We start from the raw sequence: 22,476 nt of genomic DNA, 5'->3' as shown, positions 1-22,476 counted from the left end.
GGCGCCGCACATTTCACCCGATCGGTGGCACAGGGGATGCCCCGGCGGGCGGTAAAGGGAAGCCGCACTCCATGAACACCGCCATCACCCCCGCCACCGTCCCGGCCCCCCTCACCGTCCCCCTCCTCGGCTCCCCGCCCGCCGTCGCCCCCACCGCGTTCGTCGCCCCCACCGCCGTCCTCGCCGGCGGCGTCCACGTCGGCGACCGGGCCAGCGTCTGGTTCCACACCGTCCTGCGCGCCGACGGCGACGAGATCCACATCGGCCCCGAGAGCAACGTCCAGGACGGCACCGTCGTCCACGCCGACCCCGGCTTCCCCGTCCGCCTCGGCGCCCGCGTCTCCGTCGGCCACAACGCCGTCCTCCACGGCTGCCGGATCGAGGACGACGTCCTCGTCGGCATGGGAGCCGTCCTCCAGAACGGCACCCACGCCGGCCCCTGGAGCATCGTCGCCGCAGGCACCGTCGTCCCCCCGGACCGGCGCGTCCCCCCGAACACCCTCGTCGCCGGCCCCCACGCCGCCGTCGTCCGCGAACTCACCGACGAGGACAAGGCGCTCATCACCGCCGCCACCCACACCTACCTCGGACTCCTGCGCCTCTACCGGACCACGGACGGCGCGGACCCGGCCCCCCTCGCGTGAGCGGCGTCCACGCCCGCCGCCGCGGCCGGCGGGCCACCGCCCTGGCCGTCGTGTCGAGCTCCGTCTTCATGGCCATGCTCGACAACCTCGCCATGAACAACGCCCTGCCGCGCATCGCCGCCGAAATGGACCTCGGCGTCAGCGGACTGCAGTGGGTCGTCGCCGGCTACACCCTGCCCTTCGCCGCCTGCCTGCTCTCCGGCAGTGTCCTCGGCGACCGGCTCGGCCAGCGCCGCGCCTTCGTCACCGGCCTCCTGGCCTTCTGCACCGGCTCCGCGCTCAGCTCGCTCGCCCTCACCTGGGGCTGCCTGGTGACCGGACGCGTCGTCCAGGGCGTCGGCGCCGCCGTCCTCATGCCCCCCGGCATGGCCCTGCTGCGGCACGTCTTCACCAACCCCGTCCACCGCACCCGCGCCATGGGCGTCCGCGGCGGCGCCGGCGGACTCGGCGTCGCCCTCGGCCCCACCATCGGCGGCCCCCTGGTCGACCTCCTCGGCTGGCGCAGCGTCATGTGGATCAACCTGCCGGTCGGCGCCGCCGTCCTCCACTTCGCGCTGCGCAGCCTGCCCGACGTGCCCCCGGCACCGGCCCGCTGGGACCCGCGCGGCCAGCTCCTGGCCGTGACCGGCCTCGGCAGCCTCGTGTACGCCCTGGTGCAGGGCCCGGTGGACGGCTGGGACGACCCCGCCGTGCTGACCACCCTCGCGCTCGCCGCCCTCGCCCTGCCGGCCTTCGCCCTCGCCGAGGCGCGCGGCACCGCCCCCATGCTGGAGATCCGGCTGCTGCGCGACCCCGTCGCCGCCGCGGCCGCCACCGCCTGCTTCGCCACCGCCCTGGGCCTCTTCGGCTCCGTCTTCTTCCTCACCCTCTACCTGCAGAACATCCTCGGCTGGTCACCCACCGGCGCCGGGGCCGTCTTCCTGACCGCCTCCGCCCTGATCGCCCTCACCGCCCCCCTCGCCGGCGCGCTCTGCGCCCGCCACGGCCCCCGCCTGCCCCTGCTCTGCGGAACGGCCCTGTGCGCCATCGCCCTGCTCGGCCTCACCCGGCAGGGACGCGACGCGGCCTACGCCTCCTACGGCTGGCTGCTGCCCGTCCTCGGCACCGGAGTCGGCCTGACCTTCGTCTCCGCCGTCATCGCCACCGTCCTGCGCGCCCCCGCCGACCGCACCGCCATGGCCTCCGCGCTCATGGACACCCTGCGCGAACTCGGCGGTGTCGTCGGCGTCGCCGCCCTCGGCGCCGTCCTGACCGGCCGCATGCGCGACTCCCTGTACGAACGGGCCACCGCCGGCGGCCTCCCCGACGGCACCGCCCGGGACCTCGTCACCTCCGTGCTCCGCCACGGCGCCGCCGCCGGCCTCGAACGGGCCGCCCCCGGCGGCGCCGCGGCCGCCGCCCGCACCTGGGTCGAACAGTCCTTCGTCGCCGGCCTCCACCAGGCCCTCTTCGGCGCCGCCCTCGTCCTGGTGGGCGCCACCGCCGTCGTCACCCTCCTGCTGCGCGGCGACCGGCCCGCGGCCACCGAACCGTCCCTGCCGCTCGCCGAGTAGCAGGGCGGCGCCGGCCGCCTACGCCCTCCGTCGCCCCCCGCCCTCCCCCCGCCGCCCCCAACACCCCTGCGCACGGCGGCGGAGCGCGCCCCACGGCAGGGGGCGCGCACCCCTTCCCGCGCCCGGCGAACGGTACGGACGGCGACCCCCGTGCCCCCCGGACCGCACCCGCCACCACCCCGGCCGCACTCCCCGGCCCCACCCGCCGCCAGGCCGCGCCGCCCAACCGCCGCCGCCGGTGCCAGACTCGAAGGACAGGAGCGCCAACGGGACCTGCCCGGCGCTCCGTTCACGGGGGAAGCACACGAACGAGAGCAGGTGGCACCGTGCCGGAAACCCACTGCCCGGCCCTGTCGTCCGCCGCGGTCTCCGCGGCCTTCCTGGCCCCGTCCGCCGCCGGCCTCCACCCGCTCCTCCGGCAACTCCGCGCCGACGCACCGGTGTTCTTCAGCGAGGAACTGAACGTCTGGATCGTCACCCGCTACGAGGACGTCCTCACCGTCCTCAAGGACGCCGAACGCTTCCCCGCCTCCACCCGCTCCGTCATCCTCGGCGCCTACCCGCCCGACGTCCGCTCCCTCCTCGCCGCGACCGCCACCTTCACCGCGCCCAACATGGGCTTCGACGGCCGCCCCACCCACGACCGCCTGCGCCGGCCCGTCGCCCCCTACCTCTCCGCCCAGGGCGCCGCCCGCCTCGAACCCCGCATCCGGGCCATCGCCGAACACCGCGCCGCCCTCCTCCCGGACGAGCCCCCGGCCGACCTCGTCGCCGCCTACGCACGGCCCCTCGCCACCGACCTCGTCATGACACTGACCGGCCTCCCCGAGGAGGACCGCGACCGCATCCTGCGCTACCACCGCGCCGTCAGCGAGTTCTTCTTCGGCAGCCCGCCGCCCGAGCGCCAACTCCCCTACGCCCGCGACGTCCAGGAGTGGGAAACCTACCTCTCCGCCCTCATCGCCCGCCGCACCCGCCGCCCCGCAGACGACCTCATCAGCTTCCTGACCGCCCAGAACGCCTACACCGAAGCCGAGTTGATCAGCCTCATCAGCTTCGACATCGTCACCGCGGGCATCGGCCCCACCGGCTACGCCCTGACCGTCCTGTGCCGCGAACTCCTGGAGGACCCCCGCCGCCGCGACACCCTCCTGTCCCGCCCCCACCTCTTCGACCACTGCTTCGCCGAAAGCCTGCGCCGCTCCGGCCCCGCCCTCGGCGTCTTCCGCACGGTCGCGCACCCCACCGAACTCGGCGGCGCCCGCATCCCCGCCGGCGCCGGTCTGTGGGCCCTGATCGCCTCCGCCGACCGCGACGAACGCCGCTTCGAGCACCCCGACGACCACGACCCGGCCCGCCCCCGCCTCGGCACCAGCCTGCACTTCTCCCACGGCCTGCACTACTGCCTCGGCGCCCACCTCGCCCGCACCACCGTCCGCACCGCCGTCACCACCCTCCTCCACCACCACCCGACCCTGCGCCTCGTCCCCGACCAGCCCAGGGTCTACGAACCGGGGATCAACGTCATCGCCCCGGCGCGGCTGCTCGTGGAGTGGTGAACCGGACCGTGGCCCCGCCACCCGCCCGCGGCGGCCCGTTCCGTACCCTGCGGTATGGACGACCACCTGCTCAGTGGGCATGACAACCCGCACACCCCGCCCGCACGCCCCCTCACCCCCGCCGACGCCCCCGCCCTCACCGCCCTGCGCGCCGCCGTCGAACGCGCCGACCGCTCCGGGACGCACTTCGACGAGACCGACATCCGGTCGGAACTCGCCGACCCCAAGCTCGACCTGGCCGCCGACTCCGTCGGCCTGTGGCGGAACGGGCAGTTGACGGCCTACGCCGCCCTGTACCAACCCGAGCGGGTACGGGACGTCGTACGCTTCGAGGCCGCGGCCGCCGTCCACCCGGCACACCGCCGCCAGGGCCTCGGCGGCGAACTGGTCCGCCGGCTGCGCCACCGCGCCCGCGCTGTGCACGCCGAGCGCGGCCACACCGCCCCCGGCGAACTGCTCCTCACCGGCGTGGCCACCAACACCGGCCTGGCCGCGCTCGCCCACCGCACCGGCTTCACCCCCCGCCGCCACTGGGCGGGCATGACCCACGACCTCCACCCGGACCGCATCCCGCGGGCGGCCGTCCCCGAGGGACTGCGCCCGGTGCCCTACACCCCGGACCACGAGGAGGCGACCCGCCTCGCGCACAACGAGGCCTTCGCCGACCACTGGGACTTCACCGGGACGGACACCGAGGACTGGCGGGCCTGGGGACCCGGCGGCCCCTCCTTCCGGGCCGGACTCTCCGGACTCCTCCTCGACTCCGGCGACCGCGTGGCCGCGTACCTCCTCACCGACGCGTACGCCGCCGACGCGGCCGCCACCGGGGTCCGCTCCTGCACCCTGGCCTTCCTCGGCACCCGCCGGGCCCACCGCGGCCGCGGCGCGGCCCGCGCCCTGCTGGCCCGCACTCTGCACCGGGCGCGCGAACTCGGCTAGGAACGCGCCGACCTGGTCGTCGACACCGCGAGCCCGACCGGCGCGCCCGCCCTCTACGTGTGGGCCGGCTTCCGGCCGGGCGTCCGGTTCGTCACCTACGCCGGACCGCTCACGGGTTGTTGAAACGCACCTCCGGGTGGGCCGGCGACGGGCCCTCCAGCAGCGGCTGCGGCAGGTGCCGCAGATTCCGGTCGAAGAACGCGGCCGTGTACGCCCGGGTGATGGCCACCGAACGCTCGCCCGACAGCGCCGGCCGGGGGACGCTCGGCGGGAAGACCTGCTCGGTGAGCACGGGCGCGTCGGTGAACGTGAAGTGGTCCGCCCGCTCCACCGTCAGCCACCGCTTCCAGCCGCCCAGCCGCGCCCACGCCTCGTCCCAGGACGTGTCCCTGCCGCCCGGCCGGTGCGTCTCGTCGTCCGTGCCGAGCATCATGAAGGCCCGTCCGCCCAGACCCTCCGCCGGAACGGCCCCCTGGAAGGCGCCGTCCATGTTGACACCCGCCCGGATCCGGCCGTCCGCCGCCATCGCGGCCGCCGCGCTCGCCCCGCCGATGGAGTGCCCGGCCATGCCGATCCGCTTCTCGTCGATCATCCGCGCGTACGGCCACGCCGCCCGCGGACCGGTCAGCCGGTCCAGGACGAAGGACACGTCCGCGGCGCGCCCCGTGACCAGGCGGTGGAAGTCCTCGGGCGTCCGCGCCTTCTCGCAGGCCGCGCACGGCAGGACGCGGTCGCCGAAGGCCGCGCCCACGGCCTCGTAGGCGTGGTCCACGGACGCGACGACGTACCCCCGGCTGCTCAGCTCCTCGGCGAGGGCGGTGAGCGTGTACCGGGCGACGCTGAAGCCCGGCGAGAGGACCACCAGCGGATGCCGGCCGCCGGCGGGCAGGGCGCCGGTGCGGCTGTCGATCCGCGTCCGGCTCACGGCCTCGGGCGGGACGCCCTCCAGCCCCCGCGCCGCGAGCAGTTGGCGTATCTCCTCGGCCGAGGCGTACGGGGCCGGGGTGCCCGTACCGCGCAGCGCCGGGTAGAAGACGTCGACCATCAGCCGGCGGTCCCCGGCCTCCGGCACCCACGGGTCCTTGCGGCTGTGGTCGGTCAGCTGGAGCGTGCTGCGGCCGACACCGTACGGGCCGGTGGAGTGCGGCAGTTCCGCGTGCTCGGCCGCCGCGGTGGCGGCCCGGGCCGCGGACGCGTCCACGGCGTGCGCACCCGAGGCGGAGGAGGAGGCCAGTGCCGTGCTGGGAGCGGTGAACGCGGCACAGAGAGCGAGCGCGGCCGCGGCAGCTGTACGCATGAGTCTCGTCATGACCCGCAGCCTAGGCCGCCCACCTGCCACGACGGGCGGCCCGCCGGGCCGATGGCCGGTAACGGACCCTCAGCCTTCGCCGACGGAAGCGCACAAAACTGACAAGCCGCCACATCCCCAGCGCACAGCGGCACCCACCGGTGCGAAGGCGCCCCCGGGGTGGTGCAGGATGACATCCCGCGCCGGGCACACCCACCGCCCGGCGCGATCGTGATCCCACGGGACAAGCAGGCAGGTACACGTGACGAATCAATGCTCCGGGCTTCCGGCGGCCCACCGCGCCGCCGCCCCGTTCCCCGGAACGGAGGGAGGACACCGATGAGCCGGGATCTGACGCTGCACGACATCATCACCGCCGGCATCGCGGTGGCCGCCGGCCTGGCCGCGGCCCTCGTGCTGCGGGTGGTCCTCCGCTGGCTCGGCGAGCGGGCCCGCAGGACCAAGTGGACCGGGGACGACATCATCGTCGACGTCCTGCGCACCGTCGCCCCCTGGGCCGCGGTCGCCGCCGGCCTCGCGGCCGCCGCCGCGGCCCTCCCGCTCACCCGCACCGTCGGGCACACCGTCAACCAGATCCTGACCGCCGGCGTCATGGCGACCGCCTCCTTCGCCGCCGCACGCGTCATCAGCGGCCTGGTGCGCAGCGTCGCCCAGTCCCGCTCCGGCGTGGCCGGATCCGCCACCATCTTCGTCAACATCACCCGCGTCACGGTGCTGGCGATCGGCTTCCTCGTCATCCTCGAGAGCTGCGGCATCTCCATCGCCCCGCTGCTCACCGCCCTCGGCGTGGGCGGCCTCGCCATCGCCCTCGCCCTCAAGGACACCCTCGCCAACCTCTTCGCCGGCGTGCACATCCTCGTCTCGAAGACCGTCCAGCCCGGCGACTACATACGCCTCAGCAGCGGCGAGGAGGGCTACGTCGTCGACATCAACTGGCGCAACACCGTCGTCGAGCAGCTCTCCAACAACCTGGTCATCATCCCCAACGCCAAGCTCGCCGGCACCAACATGACCAACTTCAACCGGCCCGAGCAGAAGCTGTCCGTCACCGTCCAGGTCGGCGTGGCCTACGACAGCGACCTGGAACACGTCGAACGCGTCACCACCGACGTCGCCGACGAGGTCATGCAACAGGTCAGCGGCGCCGACCCCGAGCACGAACCCGCCGTCCGCTTCCACACGTTCGGCGACCACCGCATCGGCTTCACCGTCATCCTCGGCGTCGGCGAATTCAGCGACAAGTACCGCATCAAACACGAATTCATCAAGCGCCTCCACCGGCGCTACGCCGCCGAAGGCATCCGCATCCCCGTCCCCGCACGGACGGTCGCCCTCCAGCACACCACCGAGCCGGCGATCCCGCGCCTGCGCGTGCCGTGACCCGGACGCGGTGACGGCCGGTCGACCCGTCACAGCCAAGGGCCTCCGGCCGAAGGTCTCGACGACCTCCTCAGGCGTCGCGAGCAGACGGGCATGAGGCCCATGGAAGGCGCGGCACCCGGAATCCCTGACCGGCCCCTCCCGGAAAAACACCAGGTGCTGTCGCCTTCCCCTTTGTTACCCTCCGCCCTTCGAAGTGGCGTTCACCGAACCGACGTTGGAGGATCGCGTGGCTTACACGGAGGAATGGGTGACACGGCGCGCACGGGCGGCCTACGCGCGGGGACACGCGTCGTTCCCGGTACATCCCGACCGCTCGGCGCTCCTCGTCATCGACATGCAGGACGAGTTCGTCCGCCCCGGCTGGAGTCCGTACTGGGTTCCCGCCGCGACCAGGATGGTCCCCAGGCTGCGACGGCTCGTCGAGCACTGCCGCGCCCTGGACGTCCCCGTGATCTGGACGGTCTTCGACGACACCCACCTGGGGCTCGACCGCCCCCACGCCCTGCGCCACATGCCGCACGCCGATACGGAATGGCGCAGACCAGGACCGGCCGAGGTCTGGGGCGAGTCGGGCTTCCGCAGCGACGAGGTGCTGATCCGCAAACCGTCCTACGGGGCGTTCTACGACACCCCGCTGGACACCGTCCTGCGCAACCTCGGCCGCGACACGGTCGTCATCACGGGCACCCTCACCAACTACTGCTGCGGCACCACGGCCCGGCAGGCGTACGAGCGCGGGTACCACGTCGTGTTCGGCTCCGACACCACGGCCACCGACGACGAGTCCCGCCAGGAACCCGAACTCGCCGTACTCCGCAAGGGTTTCGCGCTCGTCCTGAGCGCCGACGAGATCGCCGCCCGGCTCTCGGAGGCGGACGCGGGCCGAGGAGGGGACCGCCGCACGCCCGGCACCTGACCCGCCTCGCGCGGCTGTCAACCGCCTGCCGCGACGAGTTGTGGCCGACAGGCGAGGAGGGCGCCGTGCCCGTCCCCGCGAGCAGGGCCGGCCGCGTAGTCGCCCACCCCGGCCGAGCACCCGGTCATGGAGCCTCCCGCTCACGGAACAAACACCACACGCCGCGCATCATCGCCCCGTCCCCACACCTTCTCCACATCGGCGAGCGGCACCGCATCGACGTCCAGCATCAGCTCACCCCGCGCCGCGTCATCCAGCAACTCCCCGAAGGCGGCGGCCACGTCGGCGAGCGGTGCCCGCCCGCCGGTCCCGCTGCCGACCACCTGGACCGGGGCCTTCCGCAGGGCCGCGGCGGGTACGCGGGCCACCTCGCCGGCGGTCATGCCGACCAGGAGGTGGCGGACGAGCCCCGGCGGTCGGCCGGAAGGCCGGTCATCACGGGCCAGGGCGGCGAACACCGCCTCGGCCGGCGGTCCCCAGAGATAGTCGACGATCAGGTCGAAAGGGCCCAAGGAGCCGATGACGTCGGCGAGTTCGTCAGGGGGCAGCCCAAGCCAGATCGTGGCATGCACACCACTCGCCTCCACCAGCCGCTCCAGGACTGGCCGGTTGCGCCCGGCGGCGACGACCCGTGCGCCACGCCGCGCGGCCAGCAGGGCCGCGACGCGTCCCGAGGCCCCGGTCGCGCCGAGCACCAACACCGACTGCCCGGCTGTGAGCCGCCCCTCCCACGCCACCGCCTTCCAGGCGGTCACCCCAGGGTTGAGCAGCGCCGCGGCCGTCACATCGTCCGCCCCGCCGGGGACCGGGATCCACATCCCGCGGCGGACCAGCACCTCCTCGGCCATCCCTCCGTACGGCGCCCGGGGAGCGAAGAACGCCACGCGTGTCCCGTCCTCGAGCCGCCCCACCCCGTCCAGCCCCGCCACATGCGGCAGAACGGCAGGCGCGTAGTGCAGCCCGTCGGCCATGAGGCGATCGGACGGCTTCAAGGCTGCCGCCGCGACCCTGACGACGACGTGATCGGCATCGGCGACCGGCGCCCGGAAACGGCTCGTAGCGTGGTGCCTGACCCGTGCCGTGCAGGACGGCGGCGCGGACGTACCGGTTGCTCATGGGAACTCCGAAGGATCGGGACGCCGATGCGACAGTGGGGCCGGAGAGGGATCCGTATCGCCTCCGCCCACGACAGCACCGGCCAACCCGGCGCAGCGGCCCCGCTCTACCGCCAGGCCCTCGCTGCAGGCCTGACCGGCCACCGACGCCGCCGCGCCGTCATCCAACGCGCCAGCACCCTCCGCAACCTCGGCCGACCCGACGAGAGCATCGCCCTCTTGACGGCCGAACGCGCACTGGACCCCTCCTCACTGGACGAAGCCACCGCCGACCTCGCCGACGCCGTCGACGCCTTCCTGGCCCTGGCCCTCGCCGACACCGGCCGCGAACGAGAAGCCACGGCCCTCGCGTTGAACGCTCTTTCGCACCACCTCCCTCGCTACAACCGCTCCCTCGCCCGCTACGCCGAGGCCCTGCGCGACAGCTCGGTCCAATAACCCACCCGCATGAGCCCCCGGACGCCGAAGCCGCGCCGGCGTCCGCCCCGACGGGCAGGCCGCTGCCTCACGACCGCAGAGCGCGCCGTTCCGTCCCCGAGGGTTCGGACGCGGATCCCGCCCGTGCCGGCACGAACGCCGTCGCCGCCAGCCCCAGCAGGACGAAGGCCGACGCCGCAAAGGCGCTGTAGGTCATGGCCTGCGTCATCGCCGCCTTCGCGGCGTCGGCGGCGGCCGCGGAGGAGGACTGGGCGGCCAGCGGCTCGATGGCGGCTCCCGCGCTGTCGGTGATGGCACGGGTGAGGACGTGGACCTCCCCGGCGGGCAACCCGGTGCCGAGGAGGCGATCGTGCAGACCGGCGCGGAGCACACTGAAGAAGACCGTGGTCAGCAGGGCGATACCGAGCGCCGAGCCCAGCTGACGGAAGGCGCTCTGGACACCCGACCCCTGCCCGGCGTCCGCCCCGGGCACATCGGCGAGGGCGACATTGGTCACCTGGGCGGTGGCGAAACCCACACCGGTGCCGTAGAGGAAGAGCACCGGGGCGACGGCCCACCACGGGCTGTCCGGGGACGCGACGCCACCCAGTGCGGCGAGCCCGGCCGCCTCCAGGACGAGTCCGGCGCGAACCTGCCGCAGCGGTGTGACGGCCGCAGCCCCGAAGCTCGCGCCGCTGGCGACGAAGCTTCCCGCGGCCAGCGGAACGAGAGCCAGTCCCGCCTCCAAAGCGCTGTATCCGAGGGCGAATTGGAGCCACATGGGCAGCACCGCGATGACACCGAACTCGCCCATCCCGATCACCGCCGTCACGATATTGCCGCCGCGGAAGGAAGCCCTTGAGAACAGGCGGACGTCCATCAGCGCCCGCTCCGCATCACCACGCCGGACAAGCGTCACCTGGCGGCGGACGAACGCCGGCAGTGCCGCGGCCGCCAGGACGAGCGCGACGAGGACGGGCGACGGCCCTCCGTCCCAGACGAACCCGGCGACATGCAGCGGACGAACGCTCAACACCCAGCCGTACACCCGCCCATCGACCAGACCGAAAGCGAGCAGACCGAGACCGGCGACGGAAAGGACGCTGCCCGCCGCGTCGAAGCGCCCGCCCTTCGCGGACGACGGCCTGAGGCAGACCAGCGCACCGACGCAGAGCAGGGCGGTCGCAGGGACGTTGACCGCGAACACCCAGCGCCAGGAGGCGTGTTCGGCGAGCCAGCCGCCCAGCAGGGGGCCGAGAGCCGACGCCGCCCCGATGGTGGAGCCCCACACGGCGAACGCCCGGCCGCGTTCCCGGCCGGTGGACCCGGCGTTGAGCAGGGCCAGGGAAGCCGGCAGGATCATCGCCGCCCCCGCACCCTGCAGTGCGCGGGCCAGGATCAGCGACGTGCCGTCCGGCGCGACCCCGGCCGACACGCTGGTGACGCCGAACAGGGCGACGCCGGCGAGGAAGACCCTCCTCGCCCCGACGGCATCGGTGAGACGGCCGGCCAGCAGGAGCAGCGCCGCGAAGACGATCGCGTACGACTCCTGGACCCACTGCACCTGCGTGGAACTGATGCCGAGGTCTTCGACGACGGGGGCGACGATCACGTTCGCGACCGTGGCGTCCACCACGACCAGCGAGACACCCAGGGCTATCACGACAAGGCCCGGCAGGCGCCGGGCGGTGGAGGGGAGGGGGACCTTCGCGTTCACCAAGTACCTCCATCATGAAGTAACTTTGCGATGAAGGTAGATTGGGGGCGGTAGGTTGTCAAAGGCGTACGGCCGACGCGAGGGATGGCGGCGGCGTGGTGAAAAGGAGGCCAGGGACGATGGACGAGCCGGTGACGCCCGACGGTGTCGCGGCCCAGCGGGAACGCCTCGTGGAAGGACTCAGGGCCTACGGCGCGACGTTCACGGAACTCGGCCGGCGTTTCGCGGACCGGCTCGGCGTGCACTCCACCGACGCCTTCGCACTCCTCGAGATCGCCACCGCCGAGGAGGCGGGCACTCCGATCTCACCCGCCCTGCTCGGCCGGCGCATCCCCCTCTCGTCCGGCGCGATGACGGCACTGCTGAACCGCCTGGAACAGGCCGGCTACATCACCCGCACCCGCGAGCACACAGACCGACGGATCGTCACGCTGCGCTGCAGCACCCGCGCCAAGGAACTCGCGGACGCCTTCTTCGACCCCATCAACGCCCACCAGGAACGGATCCTGTCCCAGTATCCGCCCGCATTGCTCCGGCAGTTCGAGACCGTGCTCACCGAGCTGCGCACGACCATGGACACCGGCCTCGCCACGCCCGACACACCCTGACTCCCGACCCTTCCGGCACAACGGGCGTCACGGCGAGGGAGCCAGGGAACAGCGAACCAACGCCCCTCTCACCCAGCAGACCCCAACCCGAACAGCCCCCGCGCGTTCCCGTCCAGGATCTTCTCCGCCTGTCCCGGCGGAAGCCCCGACTCCGCGATGTAGGCGACAGCCGTGCGGAAGAGGTCGCCGTCCTCGTAGGGAAAGTCCGTGCCCAGCACGATCCGGTCGGCGCCGAGGGATTCGACGGCCGCCCACAGGGCGGGCGCGTGGCCGTGGCCGACGCTGTCGTACCACAGGCGCCGCGCGGTGGCGCTCGGCTTCTCCGCAAGCTCCGGAACGTCCCATTCCCAGGCGTACTGGTCGTCCATGCGCTGCAACAGCATCGGCAACGCCCCGCCCAGGTGGGAGGCGACGAACTTGACGCGCGGGAACCGCCCCGGAATCCCCGCCCGCACGAGATGGGCGACGGCGATGGTGTCCTCGAGGGGCGCACCCACCGACCAGGTCAGGCGGAAATCCGTCACCAGCGGGCTGCCCCCGCCGCACCCGGCGGGATGGACGAACAGGACGGCGCCGCGGCGGTCGAGCTCGGCGAGGACGGGCGCGAAGACGGGATCGGCGAGGGACCGGCCCAGGACGGACGTGGTCACACACGCCCCGTGCAGGCCGAGTTCGTCCAGACACCGGGCCAGTTCCTCCAGCGCGAGGTCGGTGTGGGGGAGGGGCAGGGAGGCGAGGGCCATGAACCTCTCCGGCCAGTGAGCCACCGTCTCGGCGTACAGGTCGTTCACGGAACGCGCCGCCCGCGCCGCGTGCCGCGGATCCGCGAAGTGGGGCGACTGGGGGGCCGCGGAGAGCACCTGACGGGTGACCCCCGCCGAGTCCAGCAACGCGAACCGCGCCTCGATCTCCCGCTCGTCCAGCCCCGCCCCCACACCGCGCTGGAAGGCCGTGTCGGTCTTCCCGAACCCCTCCAGCAGGTCGAGGTATTCGTCGGTCCACACATGGGCATGGACGTCGATGCGCATGAACCGCCTCCTCACGTCCATCTCACCCCGCGACAGGTCCGTGACCAGCAGACTTTCCCCGGCAGGGCCATAACCGGACCCCTCACACGCATGCGGTCCCCACCACCAGGCTGAGCCGCCCGCCAGGAGCCCGCAAACGCACGCGATGCCGTTCCTGATCTCTCCGGCCGGGACGGACGGGGACGTCCCCGTCGATGAACGACGACGGGGAAGGCGCCCCCCCCCGCCGCATACCCCTCCCACCAACGCCACTCGTGCCGACAACACGCCTCCAAGGCCCCAACCAACCCCCCACGGCCCCCACTTCACCGTCCCCAAGGCGACCGCACAGAACAACGCCCCCTGGCGAACCGGCCCCCGCCACCGCACCCTGGTGCCAGTGCTTCCATCGGAACACCGCCCAGGAGGACACATGCTGTACGCCTTCGGCTTCGAGCGGATCGGCGTGGTGGCGAGCGACCTGTACTTCGTGGACCCGGACCCGATCCCGGGCCAGGAGGGCGCCGAACGCGGAGTGCGCCTGGAGGTCCGCGTCCTGCGCCCAGGAGACCTGCCGGGCAGCATCTACGCGTCCCGGCCCATCGTCGTCGACCGCCCCGTGTGGCGCGCCGACCTCCTGGAATCGGTGGCGGGGCCGATGGGCAGCTTCGACCGGGCGCACCACCACCCGGCGTTCGAGGGCTGGGAACCCGGCGAGCGCGTCTTCGACGACGACCTGTCCGCCGCGCCGCTGGACTGGGTGGCCGCAAGGCTGGCCGACCTGGACACGCTCCTCGCGGAGGCCCGCGTCCCGGCCTCGGAGGCGGGACCGCGCGACGCCGAGGACCTCCGCAACGCCGTCCCCGACATCATGGCCGCCGTACGGAAGCTGCTCGACGGCGTGGCCAAGGGCGAACTGGCCCGCCCGCCCGAGGACCGGGCAGGCGAGGACATCACGAACGCCCGCGTCAGCTGGCTCTGACCACGCCCGCGGACCGCCGGCCGACCCCGCCCGCCGGCCCGCACGAAGCCCCGGACGGACATCCCGGAAGATCCCACGAGCGCCGGGGCTTCCGCGACGGACCCCCGCCAACCGCCCCGCGCCGACCCCCGCCCCCCGCACGAGCCCTCACGCCTCCCGCGCCACCACCACCCCGCCCACCCCGAGAAGGGCCCGCAGCCGGCCGGGCGGGTAGCCCGTGGCACGACGCACCACATGGGTCATATGGGCCTGGTCGGCGAAGCCGAGTTCAAGGGCGAGCTGGCGGAGGTCCCGCTCACCCTCGCTGAGCCGGTCCAGCACCTGCGCGGTCCGCAACCGGTTGCGGTAGTGACTGAGCGTGGTGCCGGTGACGTCGGCGAAGACACGGCTGAGATGGTGGGGCGAACACCCCACCTCCCGGCTCAGCGCGTCCAGCCGCAGCCCCGGACGCACGGCCAGCGCGGTCCGCGCGTCGTCGACGAGTCGCCGGCGCGCGGCCTCCGTGGCGGGCCGCCCGGCCGCCACCCGGTCCGGGGCCAGCTGAGCGAAGATCGTGGCGGCGAGCCGCACCGAGTTCTCGGCGACCTCGAAGCCGTCCCCGTCCTCCGCACGCGCCCGCGCGAGCAGCAGCCTGTGCCGCAGTCCGATCGTGGGGGAGACGTGCACCAGACCGGAGGGAATGCCGGGGTCGTCGTCCAGCAGGGACGCCACGGCGGGCTCGGACAGAACGATCTCCGTATAGGCGTCGCCCCCCAGCGGATGGGCGAACTGCTGCTCCACGCCGAGGCGTTCCACGAAGACGGTCGCCGGGTCCATGAGCTGCTCGACCCCGTCGACCCGTGAACGGACGACACCCCGCCGGACGAGGACGAGACCGAAGACGGGGGCCGGACGCGGCTCGGTCCAGCTCCGTGGCGGGCCGCCGCAGCTCACATCGGCGACGTACACGTCGTCGGAGCGCAGATGCACACGTCGCTCCACTGCCATGACGTCACCCTACGAGCGCCGTTCCCCCGGGGGAAAGGGACAGCCGCCCGCTGTGGCCTGTTCCGGCAGGCGGAAACGACGCGAAAAACACCGTGGCAACCGACCGGACGCCCCCGGGAGGTGAGGCCCGCCGGCGCGGACGGTCACGCCTACAAGTCCTGTTGACCCTGCTCCGCCGCCCTGCCCGCCGATCGGGGAACGCGCGGTTCCGCCACCGCCGGGCCGCCGGACCCCGGTGCTACGTTCGAGCGCATGGCGCTTTCCGTCCACGAACGAGAGCAATTCCTGGCCGAACCCCACATCGGCGCGCTGGCGGTCACGCGCGGCCCCGACCGCGCACCGCTGACCGTCCCCATCTGGTACCACTACACACCCGGCGGTGAGCTGCGGATCCGTACGGGACCGGACTCGCGGAAGGCCCGGGCGATCCGCTCCGCCGGCCGGTTCAGCCTGATGGCACAGCGGACAGAACCGACGGTCCGCTACGTGTCCGTCGAGGGCCCGGTCACCGGGATCACCGCCGGCGGCCCGGACAGCGCCTATGCGATGGCCGCACGCTATCTGCCCCCGGACAAGGCCGCCGCCTTCGTCGAGTACGAACGAACCCGGCTCGGTGACCACGTCGACATCTACATGCGCCCCGAGCACTGGCTGTCCGCGGACCTGGGCGCCTTCTAGACACACAGCCCCCGTAGCCCTCGCGCCCCCGCGGCCTCGCTGCCCCCGCCCCCGAGCGGGAACGCCCGGCTACTCGCCCTTCCCCTCCGCCTCCAGCGCGACCAGCAACTCGTCCAGAGCGGGCAGGGCACGCTCGATCGCCTCGCGGCTCCGCGGGCTCAGGCTTCCGAGGGCCCGGCGCAGGGCGGTGGTGCTGATGTGGTCGTAGCGGTCGAGCATGCCGAGGGCGGCCGCCGAGGCGGACAGGTGGACCGTCCGCAGGTCCGTCGACGAGGGCGTGCGCTCGACCAGACCGGCGGCGCTCATGGTGCGCACGAGGTTGCTGACGGTGGAGGGGGCGACGCGCAGCCGCGCCGCCGCCTCCCGGGGCGTCAGCCGGCCGCTTCCGGCGAGCAGCCGCAGCAGCTCGATCTGGGCCTCGGGAAGGTCGGGCAGGTCCTTGTCGGCCCGGCGGGTGCGCAGTACGGCGCGGCGCAGCGGGCCGATGAGCCGGCTGAACCTGGTCGCGGTGTCCATGACCCCATTCTGCGCCACCCTTCCGTTTGCCACAAAATAGTTTTGTGGCAAACTCAAATAGTGCCGGGTGACGGACGGGGCACCCGCCCGCCGGCCCGGGTACCCCAAGCTTGATCAACAGCAGGAGGCCCTTCCCATGACAGCCAACGGAGCGTTCACCACCACCGTCGACCGGCCCGTCCCCCCGCAGGACCTGTCCGGCATCGTCGGCCACCGCTTCATCTACACGTACGCCAACGGCTGGCAGTACGAGATGTACGTGAAGAACGACCGCACCATCGACTACCGCATCCACTCCGGCCACGTCGGCGGCCGCTGGGTCAAGGACCAGGAGGTCGACCTGGCCCAGCTCGACGACGACTGCTACAAGGTCTCGTGGACCGAGCCCACGGGCACCTCCGTCGTCGTCAACGTCCTGCCCGGCAAGCGCCGCCTGCACGGCACCATCTTCTTCCCGCACTGGATCCGGGAACACGGCGAGCGCACCGTCCTGTTCCAGAACGACCACCTGGACCGGATGCGCGAGTACCGCGACGCGGGACCGACGTACCCGATCTACGTCGTCCCGGAGTTCGCGAAGATCACCTTCTTCGAGTACGTCGGCCAGGACGACGAGGACGTCGTCTCCGTCGCCCCCGGCGACCTCCCCGCAGGCTGGTCCGACCGCACCAACTGACCACTGGGCGAAGGGGGTCGCGGCCGGCCCGGCGGCCCCCGTGCCCGGCCCCGACCGGCTCCTGCGATCCCACGGGGCGGCCGGGGCCCGGCGGCCCACCGGCTGGTTGACTGCACCCCATGGACCACACCGACGTACACACGAGCACCGATGGGCCGTCCGGGCCGGGCGTCCCGGCGTCCCCCCACCCCGCGGAAGTACCGGACACGATCGCCCCCGCGCCCCCCTTCGACCCCGAACTGGCCGTGGTCCTCGGGGCGTTGGGGGAGGGGACGAGGGAGCCGGTCACCCCGCAGAACCTCGCGGCCCGCCAACGGCAGGACGCCGCCGCCCGGCCCAGGCCGACGGCCGGCGAACTCCGGGCCGACGGCCGCTTCGACGTGGAAGACCTCCGCATACCGGGCCCACCGGGCGGCCAGGACATCACGCTCGTCAGTGCCCGCCCCGCCGGCATCCCCCGGCCCCTCCCGCTCCTCTACTACCTCCACGGCGGCGGAATGATCACGGGCAACGCGTGGTCCGTCCTCCCGCGCCTGCTCCGCGAATGGGCCCTCACCCTCGAACTGGCCGTCATCTCCGTCGAGTACCCCCTCGCACCACGGACGCGGTACCCCGGACAGGTGGAGGCCTGCTACACCGGACTCGTCTGGGCGGCCGGCCACGCGGACCGCCTGGGCATCGACGCCCACCGCATCGTCATCGGGGGCAAGAGCGCCGGCGGCGGACTCGCCGCCGCCCTCGCCCTGCTCACCCGCGACCGGGGCGGCCCCGCACCGATCGGGCAACTGCTCCTCTGCCCCATGCTCGACGACCGCAACACCACCTGCTCCAGCCACCAGATGGCGGGCATCGACCTCTGGGACCGCACCTCCAACACCACCGCCTGGCGAGCACTGCTCGGCGACCGCCACGGCGCCCCCGACCTGGCGCCCTACGCGGCACCCGCACGCGCCACCGACCTGTCCGGACTCCCGCCCGCCTACATCGACGTCGGATCGGCCGAGACCTTCCGGGACGAGGGCGTCGCCTACGCCCAGGCGCTGTGGCAGGCCGGCGGCCAGGCCGAACTGCACGTATGGACCGGAGCCTTCCACGGCTTCGACACCGTCGCACCACGCGCGGCCATCAGCCGGGACGCCCGCGACGCCCGGCTCCGCTGGCTCCGGCGCGTCCTCTCCAGCCCCCGCCCCAGCAGCGGAGCCACCCGCTGAGCACACCGCGACACCCCCGGCCGAGGGGCCCATGAGACCCGAGGGACTGTGACAGGACCCGCCCGGGTAAAGGACAACAGATTCCCGGCCCACGGCACCCGACCCGCCCCCTCACCGACCCGCCCCCGCTCCGAGGAGACCCTGCATGGCAGCTCCTCCTCCCCTCCCCGGCTTCCTCAGCGACCTCGCCCCGGTCCTGGAGCACTGGGGCTACCTGGCAGTAGCCGTCCTCGTCTTCATCGAGGACTTCGGCATCCCCGTCCCGGGCGAAACCGTGATGGTCGCGGCCACGGTCTACGCGGGGGCCGGGCGGCTGAACGTCGGCATGGTCGCCGGCATCGCCTTCTCCGCCGCCGTCCTGGGGGACAACGTGGGCTACGCCATCGGCCGTTACGGCGGCAAGCGCCTGGTCGTCCGCTACGGCCGCTACGTCCGCCTCACCCAGGAGCGCGTGGCCAAGGCCCAGGAGTTCTTCGCCCGGCACGGCGGCAAGGTCGTCACCGTCGCCCGCTTCATCGAGGGCCTCCGCCAGATCAACGGCATCGTGGCCGGGATGGGCGAGATGCCCTGGCGGAGATTCCTCGCCTTCAACGCCCTGGGCGCCGCCCTGTGGGTCGGCACCTGGGTCACCCTCGGCTACTTCGCCGGACAGCACATCGACACCCTCTATCCAGCCATCGAACGCTCCGAGCTGTACCTGCTCGCCGCGCTCGGCCTGGTCGCCGCCGTCCTGATCGTCCGCCGCGTACGCCGCCGGGCCCGCCGCACCGCCTCCAAACGCCGCTGACCGGCACCCCGCGCTCTCTCGACGACGACTTTTTACCTCTGTACGAAAACGCTTACGAACGATCTCCCCGGGTACGCGCGCGCCTGACCCCCCTCCACAAGGCCAAAGAGCGCCAAACCGCACATAAGGATTGAATAGCTTCATGGACGCCGACCCGAGGAAGGCCCCGAGGCCCGGCCAGGTCAGAACCCCGCGGGAGAGCACCCCCGCGACCGACCGGCTGGTCCGCATCATGCTGCGCCGCCGCAAGAGCCCCCTGAGCCTCGAAGAGGTCATGGTCACCGACCGCCCCGAGGTGCGCAGGGCCGTCTCCGCCGCGGCGCTCGGCAACATGATGGAGTGGTTCGACTTCGGGGTGTACGCCTACCTCGCCGCCGTGCTCGGCAAGGTCTTCTTCCCCGGAAGCTCCCCCGGCGTCCAGGTGATCTCCGCCTTCGCCACCTTCGCCGCCGCCTTCCTGGTCCGCCCCCTCGGCGGCCTGGCCTTCGGCCCCCTGGGAGACCGCATCGGGCGCCAGCGCGTCCTCTCCGCCACCATGATCATGATGGCGGTGAGCACCTTCGCCGTGGGCCTGCTGCCCGGCTACGGCACGGCCGGCCTGCTGGCCCCCGCCCTCCTCCTCGTGTGCCGCCTGGTACAGGGCTTCTCCACCGGCGGCGAATACGCGGGAGCCACCACCTACATCGCCGAGTACTCGCCCGACGAACGCCGCGGCTTCCTCGGCAGCTGGCTTGACTTCGGCACCTTCGTCGGATACGCCCTGGGCTCCGCGCTCGTCACCACCCTCACCGCCACCCTGGGCGAGAGCACCATGACCGACTGGGGCTGGCGCCTGCCCTTCCTGCTCTCCGGCCCCCTCGGCCTGATCGGCCTCTACATGCGCATGAGGCTGGAGGAAACCCCCGCCTTCCGCGCCGCGGCCTCGGTCGGCATGGCCAACGACCCCGACGAGTCCCCGACCGCCCTCGCCGAACACGCCGAAGAAGGCCGCCAGTCCGGCCACGGACGACTCAAGGAGACGTTCACCCGGCACTGGCAGGCCGTACTGATCTGCATGGGCCTCGTCGTGGTCTACAACGTGACCAACTACCTGGTCACCTCCTACCTGCCCACGTACATGACCGAGACCCTCGGCCGCGACGCCACCACCTCCCAGCTGCTGATCCTCTGCACCATGATCGTCGTCGCGCTGACCATCACCACGGTGGGCCGCTACTCCGACGTCTGGGGACGCCGACCGGTCTTCATGGCCGGCAGCGCGGCGCTCGTGGCCCTCGCCATCCCCGCCCTGCTGCTCATCCAGGCCCAGGGCGCCGTCCTGCCGGCCATCGGATGCCTGATCCTGGCCCTCCTGCTCGTCTCCTTCGCCGGCACCGCGGCCTCCACCCTCCCCGCCCTCTTCCCCACCCGGCTCCGCTACGGAGCCCTCTCCGTCTCCTACAACATCTCCGTCTCGCTCTTCGGCGGCACCACCCCCCTCGTGGTCTCCGCCCTGATCGAGAACACCCACAACAAGATGATCCCGGCCTACTACCTCATGGCCGCCGGCGCCATCGGCTTCGTCTCCGCCTTCTTCCTCCACGAAACAGCCGGCCGCCCCCTCCGCGGCTCCGGCCCCATGGTGGGATCCGAGGAAGAGGCCCGCGAACTCGTCGCCCGCAGCCGCATCGAGGCCGGCCGCCACGCCCGGGACATCTGGCTCCGCCTGCGCCACCCGGGCCACCGCCACCACACCGAGGACTGAGAGCCGGGCAGATCACGGCCCCTTTCCCACCTGTCGGCAAAAGCAGGCCAGAGGCTTTCTCGCCGTTCCCCGTGCTTATTCGCACGAGTGCTTCGAGAGAGCCTCTCCCCGTGGCGCTGACGAGTGAACTAAGGCCGCTACCAGCAGAGTTGTGCTATTCTGACGTGGTTGAATTCGAGGATGAAGGCCGTTGGCGAGGGTGAGGACGAGTGCCGGAACGCACTATCGAGTTCGGTAAGTACGGCGCTCGCGGCATCAAGGGTCATGAGGCCGTGGCGCGACAGCTCGACGCCCTGGCCGGTTTCATCGCCACCCCGGTGTCCGTACGCCGCGGCCTGGTGGCGCGCCTGCGGTATCTGACCCGCTCGGGACACGCACGCACTGCCGCGCGTGAGGCGGGTTTGTCGGTCACGGACCGCACGGTCAAGGCATGGCTGGACGGAAAGCGTTCCCCTTCGAAAAGGAACCTGGAACGCATCGAGAGCGCTTATCGCACGGTGCGCCGCAGAAACGTGGCGCCGTACCTCGTGGGGCGCCTGAACAGGGAGGGCCGCGGCACGCGCGTGGAGATTCATCCCTTGGACCAGTCGCATGTGCTGCGCCCGCGTCAGCGCGTCGTCGAATTCCGCCTCCTGAACATCCGTCAATGGGACGCGATCGTGAGGGCCTGGGCCGAGGGGGACGATCGGGGGCTGGACGACGCCTGGGTGGAACAGATCGTGGACCTGGGAAGCCAATGGGGTCAGTACGAGTACGTGTCGAACGTAGGGTTTGCGGCCTGATTACTGCTTTGTCCGGCTCGCCGGTGGACGAGAAACCTGCGGGAAAGGGACAGCCCGACCGTTGGGCCATCGAAGATGGCCCCGGACCGCACTACAGGGAAACAAAAACAACTCGTCGGATTTCTGCGCGGACATGCAAGCCCGCTACCATCTGCAGTTCTGCCACCTCCTTCGAAGCGGTTCAGCCCCCGAACCCAAGCCCTCGGCAATGCGGTTTTAGAGGCCGGTGTCACCGTCCCCGGCCGCCGGCAACGTGAAGTACCTCCGGCCGCGCTCGTCGTGGAGACTCAGCGCACCGCGCCGGGCAAGAGCCTTTAAATCCCGCCGCGCTGTGCCCCGGCAGGGGCCGACCCCCGAATCACGGTAGAGGCGCTGGACATCGCGCGTCGTCCACTTCCCGGGAGAGGCGATGATGGCGGCGAGGAGGCGGGCCCGCCGTCTGGTCAGACCAGGGGCGGGTGAGGAGTCCGCACAGGCGAACTCCGCGCTCCAAGCCCTGTCGTCGGACACGGAATCCGACGGACGCACAGCCGCGAGAATGTACCCTGCGACCACTTCGCCCTCAGGAACAGTCGTGGAGACCTGAACAGCCACACGTGAACCATCCCGAGAACACGCAGTGCAGGTGTGCAGAGTCCAGGTCTCGACACCCTCACATGCCGAGACACGGATCTCACCCCCACGTTCCGCGACCCATTCGCCGAGGTCGTCCAAGTTCGACACGGAGACGTACACCGCCTCCGGCCGGGGGATGCAGACCGAGGCCGGCAAGCCGGTGCTGTCGAGAAGCATGCCGACAGCGGTCGCGTTGGCACGCATGGCCGCGAAGCCGGTATGCCCAAGGCGTTGCGGCGCAGCGGACAGTGAAGTCACGATCCTTTTCTCCTTTCACTGAGCGGAACAAGGCCCGCCGAAGGGTACTGACAGTCAGGGCGGCCACCGACAC

At 72.5% G+C, this 22,476-nt stretch carries 21 protein-coding genes; 15 read left to right on the top strand and 6 right to left on the bottom strand.

Annotation, left to right across the window (positions count from 1 at the left end):
• The first annotated feature begins 71 nt into the window (after positions 1 to 71).
• From AC230_RS19530 to AC230_RS19515, 4 genes are all read left to right on the top strand, one after another.
• Positions 72 to 644, top strand: coding sequence for a gamma carbonic anhydrase family protein (locus AC230_RS19530; protein ID WP_049717599.1), 573 nt, complete (start codon positions 72 to 74; stop codon positions 642 to 644).
• Positions 641 to 2,197, top strand: coding sequence for a DHA2 family efflux MFS transporter permease subunit (locus AC230_RS19525; RefSeq protein WP_049717598.1), 1,557 nt, complete (start codon positions 641 to 643; stop codon positions 2,195 to 2,197). Before AC230_RS19530 ends, AC230_RS19525 begins: the two co-directional genes overlap by 4 nt.
• Positions 2,198 to 2,523: 326 nt before the next feature.
• A complete protein-coding gene (locus AC230_RS19520; protein ID WP_049717597.1) occupies positions 2,524 to 3,756 on the top strand; it encodes a cytochrome P450 in 1,233 nt (410 codons plus the stop codon).
• Between the two features lie 54 nt (positions 3,757 to 3,810).
• Positions 3,811 to 4,695 (top strand): GNAT family N-acetyltransferase, encoded by an 885-nt coding sequence (locus AC230_RS19515; protein WP_049717596.1) that lies wholly within the window; start codon positions 3,811 to 3,813, stop codon positions 4,693 to 4,695.
• A gap of 109 nt (positions 4,696 to 4,804) precedes the next feature.
• Here the strand turns inward: AC230_RS19515 and AC230_RS19510 are convergent, their stop codons facing one another.
• Positions 4,805 to 6,004 carry an alpha/beta hydrolase family protein gene (locus AC230_RS19510; protein ID WP_049717595.1) on the bottom strand — a complete coding sequence of 400 codons (1,200 nt, stop codon included), beginning with the start codon at positions 6,002 to 6,004 and terminating at the stop codon, positions 4,805 to 4,807.
• A 318-nt stretch (positions 6,005 to 6,322) separates the two neighbouring features.
• On the opposite strand from AC230_RS19510, the gene AC230_RS19505 reads away from it, so the two are divergent.
• Together AC230_RS19505 and AC230_RS19500 are read left to right on the top strand one after the other, a co-directional pair.
• The gene (locus tag AC230_RS19505; protein WP_049717594.1) at positions 6,323 to 7,384 is read left to right on the top strand and encodes a mechanosensitive ion channel family protein; all 1,062 of its coding nucleotides are present in this window, start codon (positions 6,323 to 6,325) and stop codon (positions 7,382 to 7,384) included.
• Between the two features lie 250 nt (positions 7,385 to 7,634).
• Positions 7,635 to 8,303, top strand: coding sequence for a cysteine hydrolase family protein (locus AC230_RS19500; RefSeq protein ID WP_241833291.1), 669 nt, complete (start codon positions 7,635 to 7,637; stop codon positions 8,301 to 8,303).
• A 140-nt stretch (positions 8,304 to 8,443) separates the two neighbouring features.
• Here the strand turns inward: AC230_RS19500 and AC230_RS19495 are convergent, their stop codons facing one another.
• Entirely contained in the window at positions 8,444 to 9,274 is an 831-nt protein-coding gene (locus tag AC230_RS19495) for a zinc-binding alcohol dehydrogenase family protein (protein WP_049717592.1), read from the bottom strand.
• 171 nt (positions 9,275 to 9,445) lie between these two features.
• On the opposite strand from AC230_RS19495, the gene AC230_RS19490 reads away from it, so the two are divergent.
• Positions 9,446 to 9,856 (top strand): tetratricopeptide repeat protein, encoded by a 411-nt coding sequence (locus tag AC230_RS19490; RefSeq protein ID WP_053161278.1) that lies wholly within the window; start codon positions 9,446 to 9,448, stop codon positions 9,854 to 9,856.
• 67 nt (positions 9,857 to 9,923) lie between these two features.
• On the opposite strand, the gene AC230_RS19485 is transcribed toward AC230_RS19490, so the two are convergent.
• Positions 9,924 to 11,552 (bottom strand): DHA2 family efflux MFS transporter permease subunit, encoded by a 1,629-nt coding sequence (locus tag AC230_RS19485; protein ID WP_049717591.1) that lies wholly within the window; start codon positions 11,550 to 11,552, stop codon positions 9,924 to 9,926.
• A gap of 119 nt (positions 11,553 to 11,671) precedes the next feature.
• On the opposite strand from AC230_RS19485, the gene AC230_RS19480 reads away from it, so the two are divergent.
• Complete coding sequence (locus tag AC230_RS19480) at positions 11,672 to 12,160, top strand: MarR family winged helix-turn-helix transcriptional regulator (protein ID WP_049717590.1); 489 nt, start codon at positions 11,672 to 11,674, stop codon at positions 12,158 to 12,160.
• Between the two features lie 68 nt (positions 12,161 to 12,228).
• Here AC230_RS19480 and AC230_RS19475 read toward each other — a convergent pair whose 3' ends face one another.
• On the bottom strand, positions 12,229 to 13,188 hold the full coding sequence (locus AC230_RS19475) for an amidohydrolase family protein (RefSeq protein WP_049717793.1): 960 nt from the start codon (positions 13,186 to 13,188) through the stop codon (positions 12,229 to 12,231).
• 412 nt (positions 13,189 to 13,600) lie between these two features.
• Here AC230_RS19475 and AC230_RS19470 point away from each other — a divergent pair, with 412 nt between their 5' ends.
• The gene (locus AC230_RS19470) at positions 13,601 to 14,149 is read left to right on the top strand and encodes a hypothetical protein (RefSeq protein ID WP_049717589.1); all 549 of its coding nucleotides are present in this window, start codon (positions 13,601 to 13,603) and stop codon (positions 14,147 to 14,149) included.
• 147 nt (positions 14,150 to 14,296) lie between these two features.
• On the opposite strand, the gene AC230_RS19465 is transcribed toward AC230_RS19470, so the two are convergent.
• On the bottom strand, positions 14,297 to 15,136 hold the full coding sequence (locus AC230_RS19465; RefSeq protein ID WP_049717588.1) for a helix-turn-helix domain-containing protein: 840 nt from the start codon (positions 15,134 to 15,136) through the stop codon (positions 14,297 to 14,299).
• 252 nt (positions 15,137 to 15,388) lie between these two features.
• Here AC230_RS19465 and AC230_RS19460 point away from each other — a divergent pair, with 252 nt between their 5' ends.
• Positions 15,389 to 15,814 (top strand): pyridoxamine 5'-phosphate oxidase family protein, encoded by a 426-nt coding sequence (locus AC230_RS19460; protein ID WP_049717587.1) that lies wholly within the window; start codon positions 15,389 to 15,391, stop codon positions 15,812 to 15,814.
• A gap of 69 nt (positions 15,815 to 15,883) precedes the next feature.
• On the opposite strand, the gene AC230_RS19455 is transcribed toward AC230_RS19460, so the two are convergent.
• A complete protein-coding gene (locus AC230_RS19455) occupies positions 15,884 to 16,330 on the bottom strand; it encodes a MarR family winged helix-turn-helix transcriptional regulator (protein ID WP_049717586.1) in 447 nt (148 codons plus the stop codon).
• A gap of 136 nt (positions 16,331 to 16,466) precedes the next feature.
• On the opposite strand from AC230_RS19455, the gene AC230_RS19450 reads away from it, so the two are divergent.
• From AC230_RS19450 to AC230_RS19430, 5 genes are all read left to right on the top strand, one after another.
• The gene (locus AC230_RS19450) at positions 16,467 to 17,006 is read left to right on the top strand and encodes a phenolic acid decarboxylase (protein WP_049717585.1); all 540 of its coding nucleotides are present in this window, start codon (positions 16,467 to 16,469) and stop codon (positions 17,004 to 17,006) included.
• Between the two features lie 119 nt (positions 17,007 to 17,125).
• The gene (locus tag AC230_RS19445; RefSeq protein WP_049717584.1) at positions 17,126 to 18,217 is read left to right on the top strand and encodes an alpha/beta hydrolase; all 1,092 of its coding nucleotides are present in this window, start codon (positions 17,126 to 17,128) and stop codon (positions 18,215 to 18,217) included.
• 145 nt (positions 18,218 to 18,362) lie between these two features.
• Complete coding sequence (locus tag AC230_RS19440; protein WP_049717583.1) at positions 18,363 to 19,004, top strand: DedA family protein; 642 nt, start codon at positions 18,363 to 18,365, stop codon at positions 19,002 to 19,004.
• A gap of 142 nt (positions 19,005 to 19,146) precedes the next feature.
• On the top strand, positions 19,147 to 20,748 hold the full coding sequence (gene proP, locus AC230_RS19435) for a glycine betaine/L-proline transporter ProP (protein WP_049717582.1): 1,602 nt from the start codon (positions 19,147 to 19,149) through the stop codon (positions 20,746 to 20,748).
• A gap of 209 nt (positions 20,749 to 20,957) precedes the next feature.
• Entirely contained in the window at positions 20,958 to 21,530 is a 573-nt protein-coding gene (locus AC230_RS19430) for a hypothetical protein (RefSeq protein WP_049717581.1), read from the top strand.
• Positions 21,531 to 22,476: the final 946 nt, after the last annotated feature.

It is taken from the genome of Streptomyces caatingaensis (assembly GCF_001187435.1).
Classification (GTDB): Bacteria; Actinomycetota; Actinomycetes; order Streptomycetales; family Streptomycetaceae; genus Streptomyces; species Streptomyces caatingaensis.
Note: the sequence above shows the minus strand (reverse complement) of the source record. Positions and strands in the feature narration are given on the sequence as shown.

Coding starts and splice junctions, on each gene's coding strand:
- AC230_RS19530 (WP_049717599.1), top strand. CDS start 72: ATGAACACCGCCATCACCCCCGCCACCGTCCCGGCCCCCCTCACCGTC.
- AC230_RS19515 (WP_049717596.1), top strand. CDS start 3,811: ATGGACGACCACCTGCTCAGTGGGCATGACAACCCGCACACCCCGCCC.
- AC230_RS19510 (WP_049717595.1), bottom strand. CDS start 6,004: ATGACGAGACTCATGCGTACAGCTGCCGCGGCCGCGCTCGCTCTCTGT.
- AC230_RS19505 (WP_049717594.1), top strand. CDS start 6,323: ATGAGCCGGGATCTGACGCTGCACGACATCATCACCGCCGGCATCGCG.
- AC230_RS19495 (WP_049717592.1), bottom strand. CDS start 9,274: ATGGCCGACGGGCTGCACTACGCGCCTGCCGTTCTGCCGCATGTGGCG.
- AC230_RS19490 (WP_053161278.1), top strand. CDS start 9,446: ATGCGACAGTGGGGCCGGAGAGGGATCCGTATCGCCTCCGCCCACGAC.
- AC230_RS19480 (WP_049717590.1), top strand. CDS start 11,672: ATGGACGAGCCGGTGACGCCCGACGGTGTCGCGGCCCAGCGGGAACGC.
- AC230_RS19475 (WP_049717793.1), bottom strand. CDS start 13,188: ATGCGCATCGACGTCCATGCCCATGTGTGGACCGACGAATACCTCGAC.
- AC230_RS19470 (WP_049717589.1), top strand. CDS start 13,601: ATGCTGTACGCCTTCGGCTTCGAGCGGATCGGCGTGGTGGCGAGCGAC.
- AC230_RS19465 (WP_049717588.1), bottom strand. CDS start 15,136: ATGGCAGTGGAGCGACGTGTGCATCTGCGCTCCGACGACGTGTACGTC.
- AC230_RS19460 (WP_049717587.1), top strand. CDS start 15,389: ATGGCGCTTTCCGTCCACGAACGAGAGCAATTCCTGGCCGAACCCCAC.
- AC230_RS19455 (WP_049717586.1), bottom strand. CDS start 16,330: ATGGACACCGCGACCAGGTTCAGCCGGCTCATCGGCCCGCTGCGCCGC.
- AC230_RS19450 (WP_049717585.1), top strand. CDS start 16,467: ATGACAGCCAACGGAGCGTTCACCACCACCGTCGACCGGCCCGTCCCC.
- AC230_RS19445 (WP_049717584.1), top strand. CDS start 17,126: ATGGACCACACCGACGTACACACGAGCACCGATGGGCCGTCCGGGCCG.
- AC230_RS19440 (WP_049717583.1), top strand. CDS start 18,363: ATGGCAGCTCCTCCTCCCCTCCCCGGCTTCCTCAGCGACCTCGCCCCG.
- proP (WP_049717582.1), top strand. CDS start 19,147: ATGGACGCCGACCCGAGGAAGGCCCCGAGGCCCGGCCAGGTCAGAACC.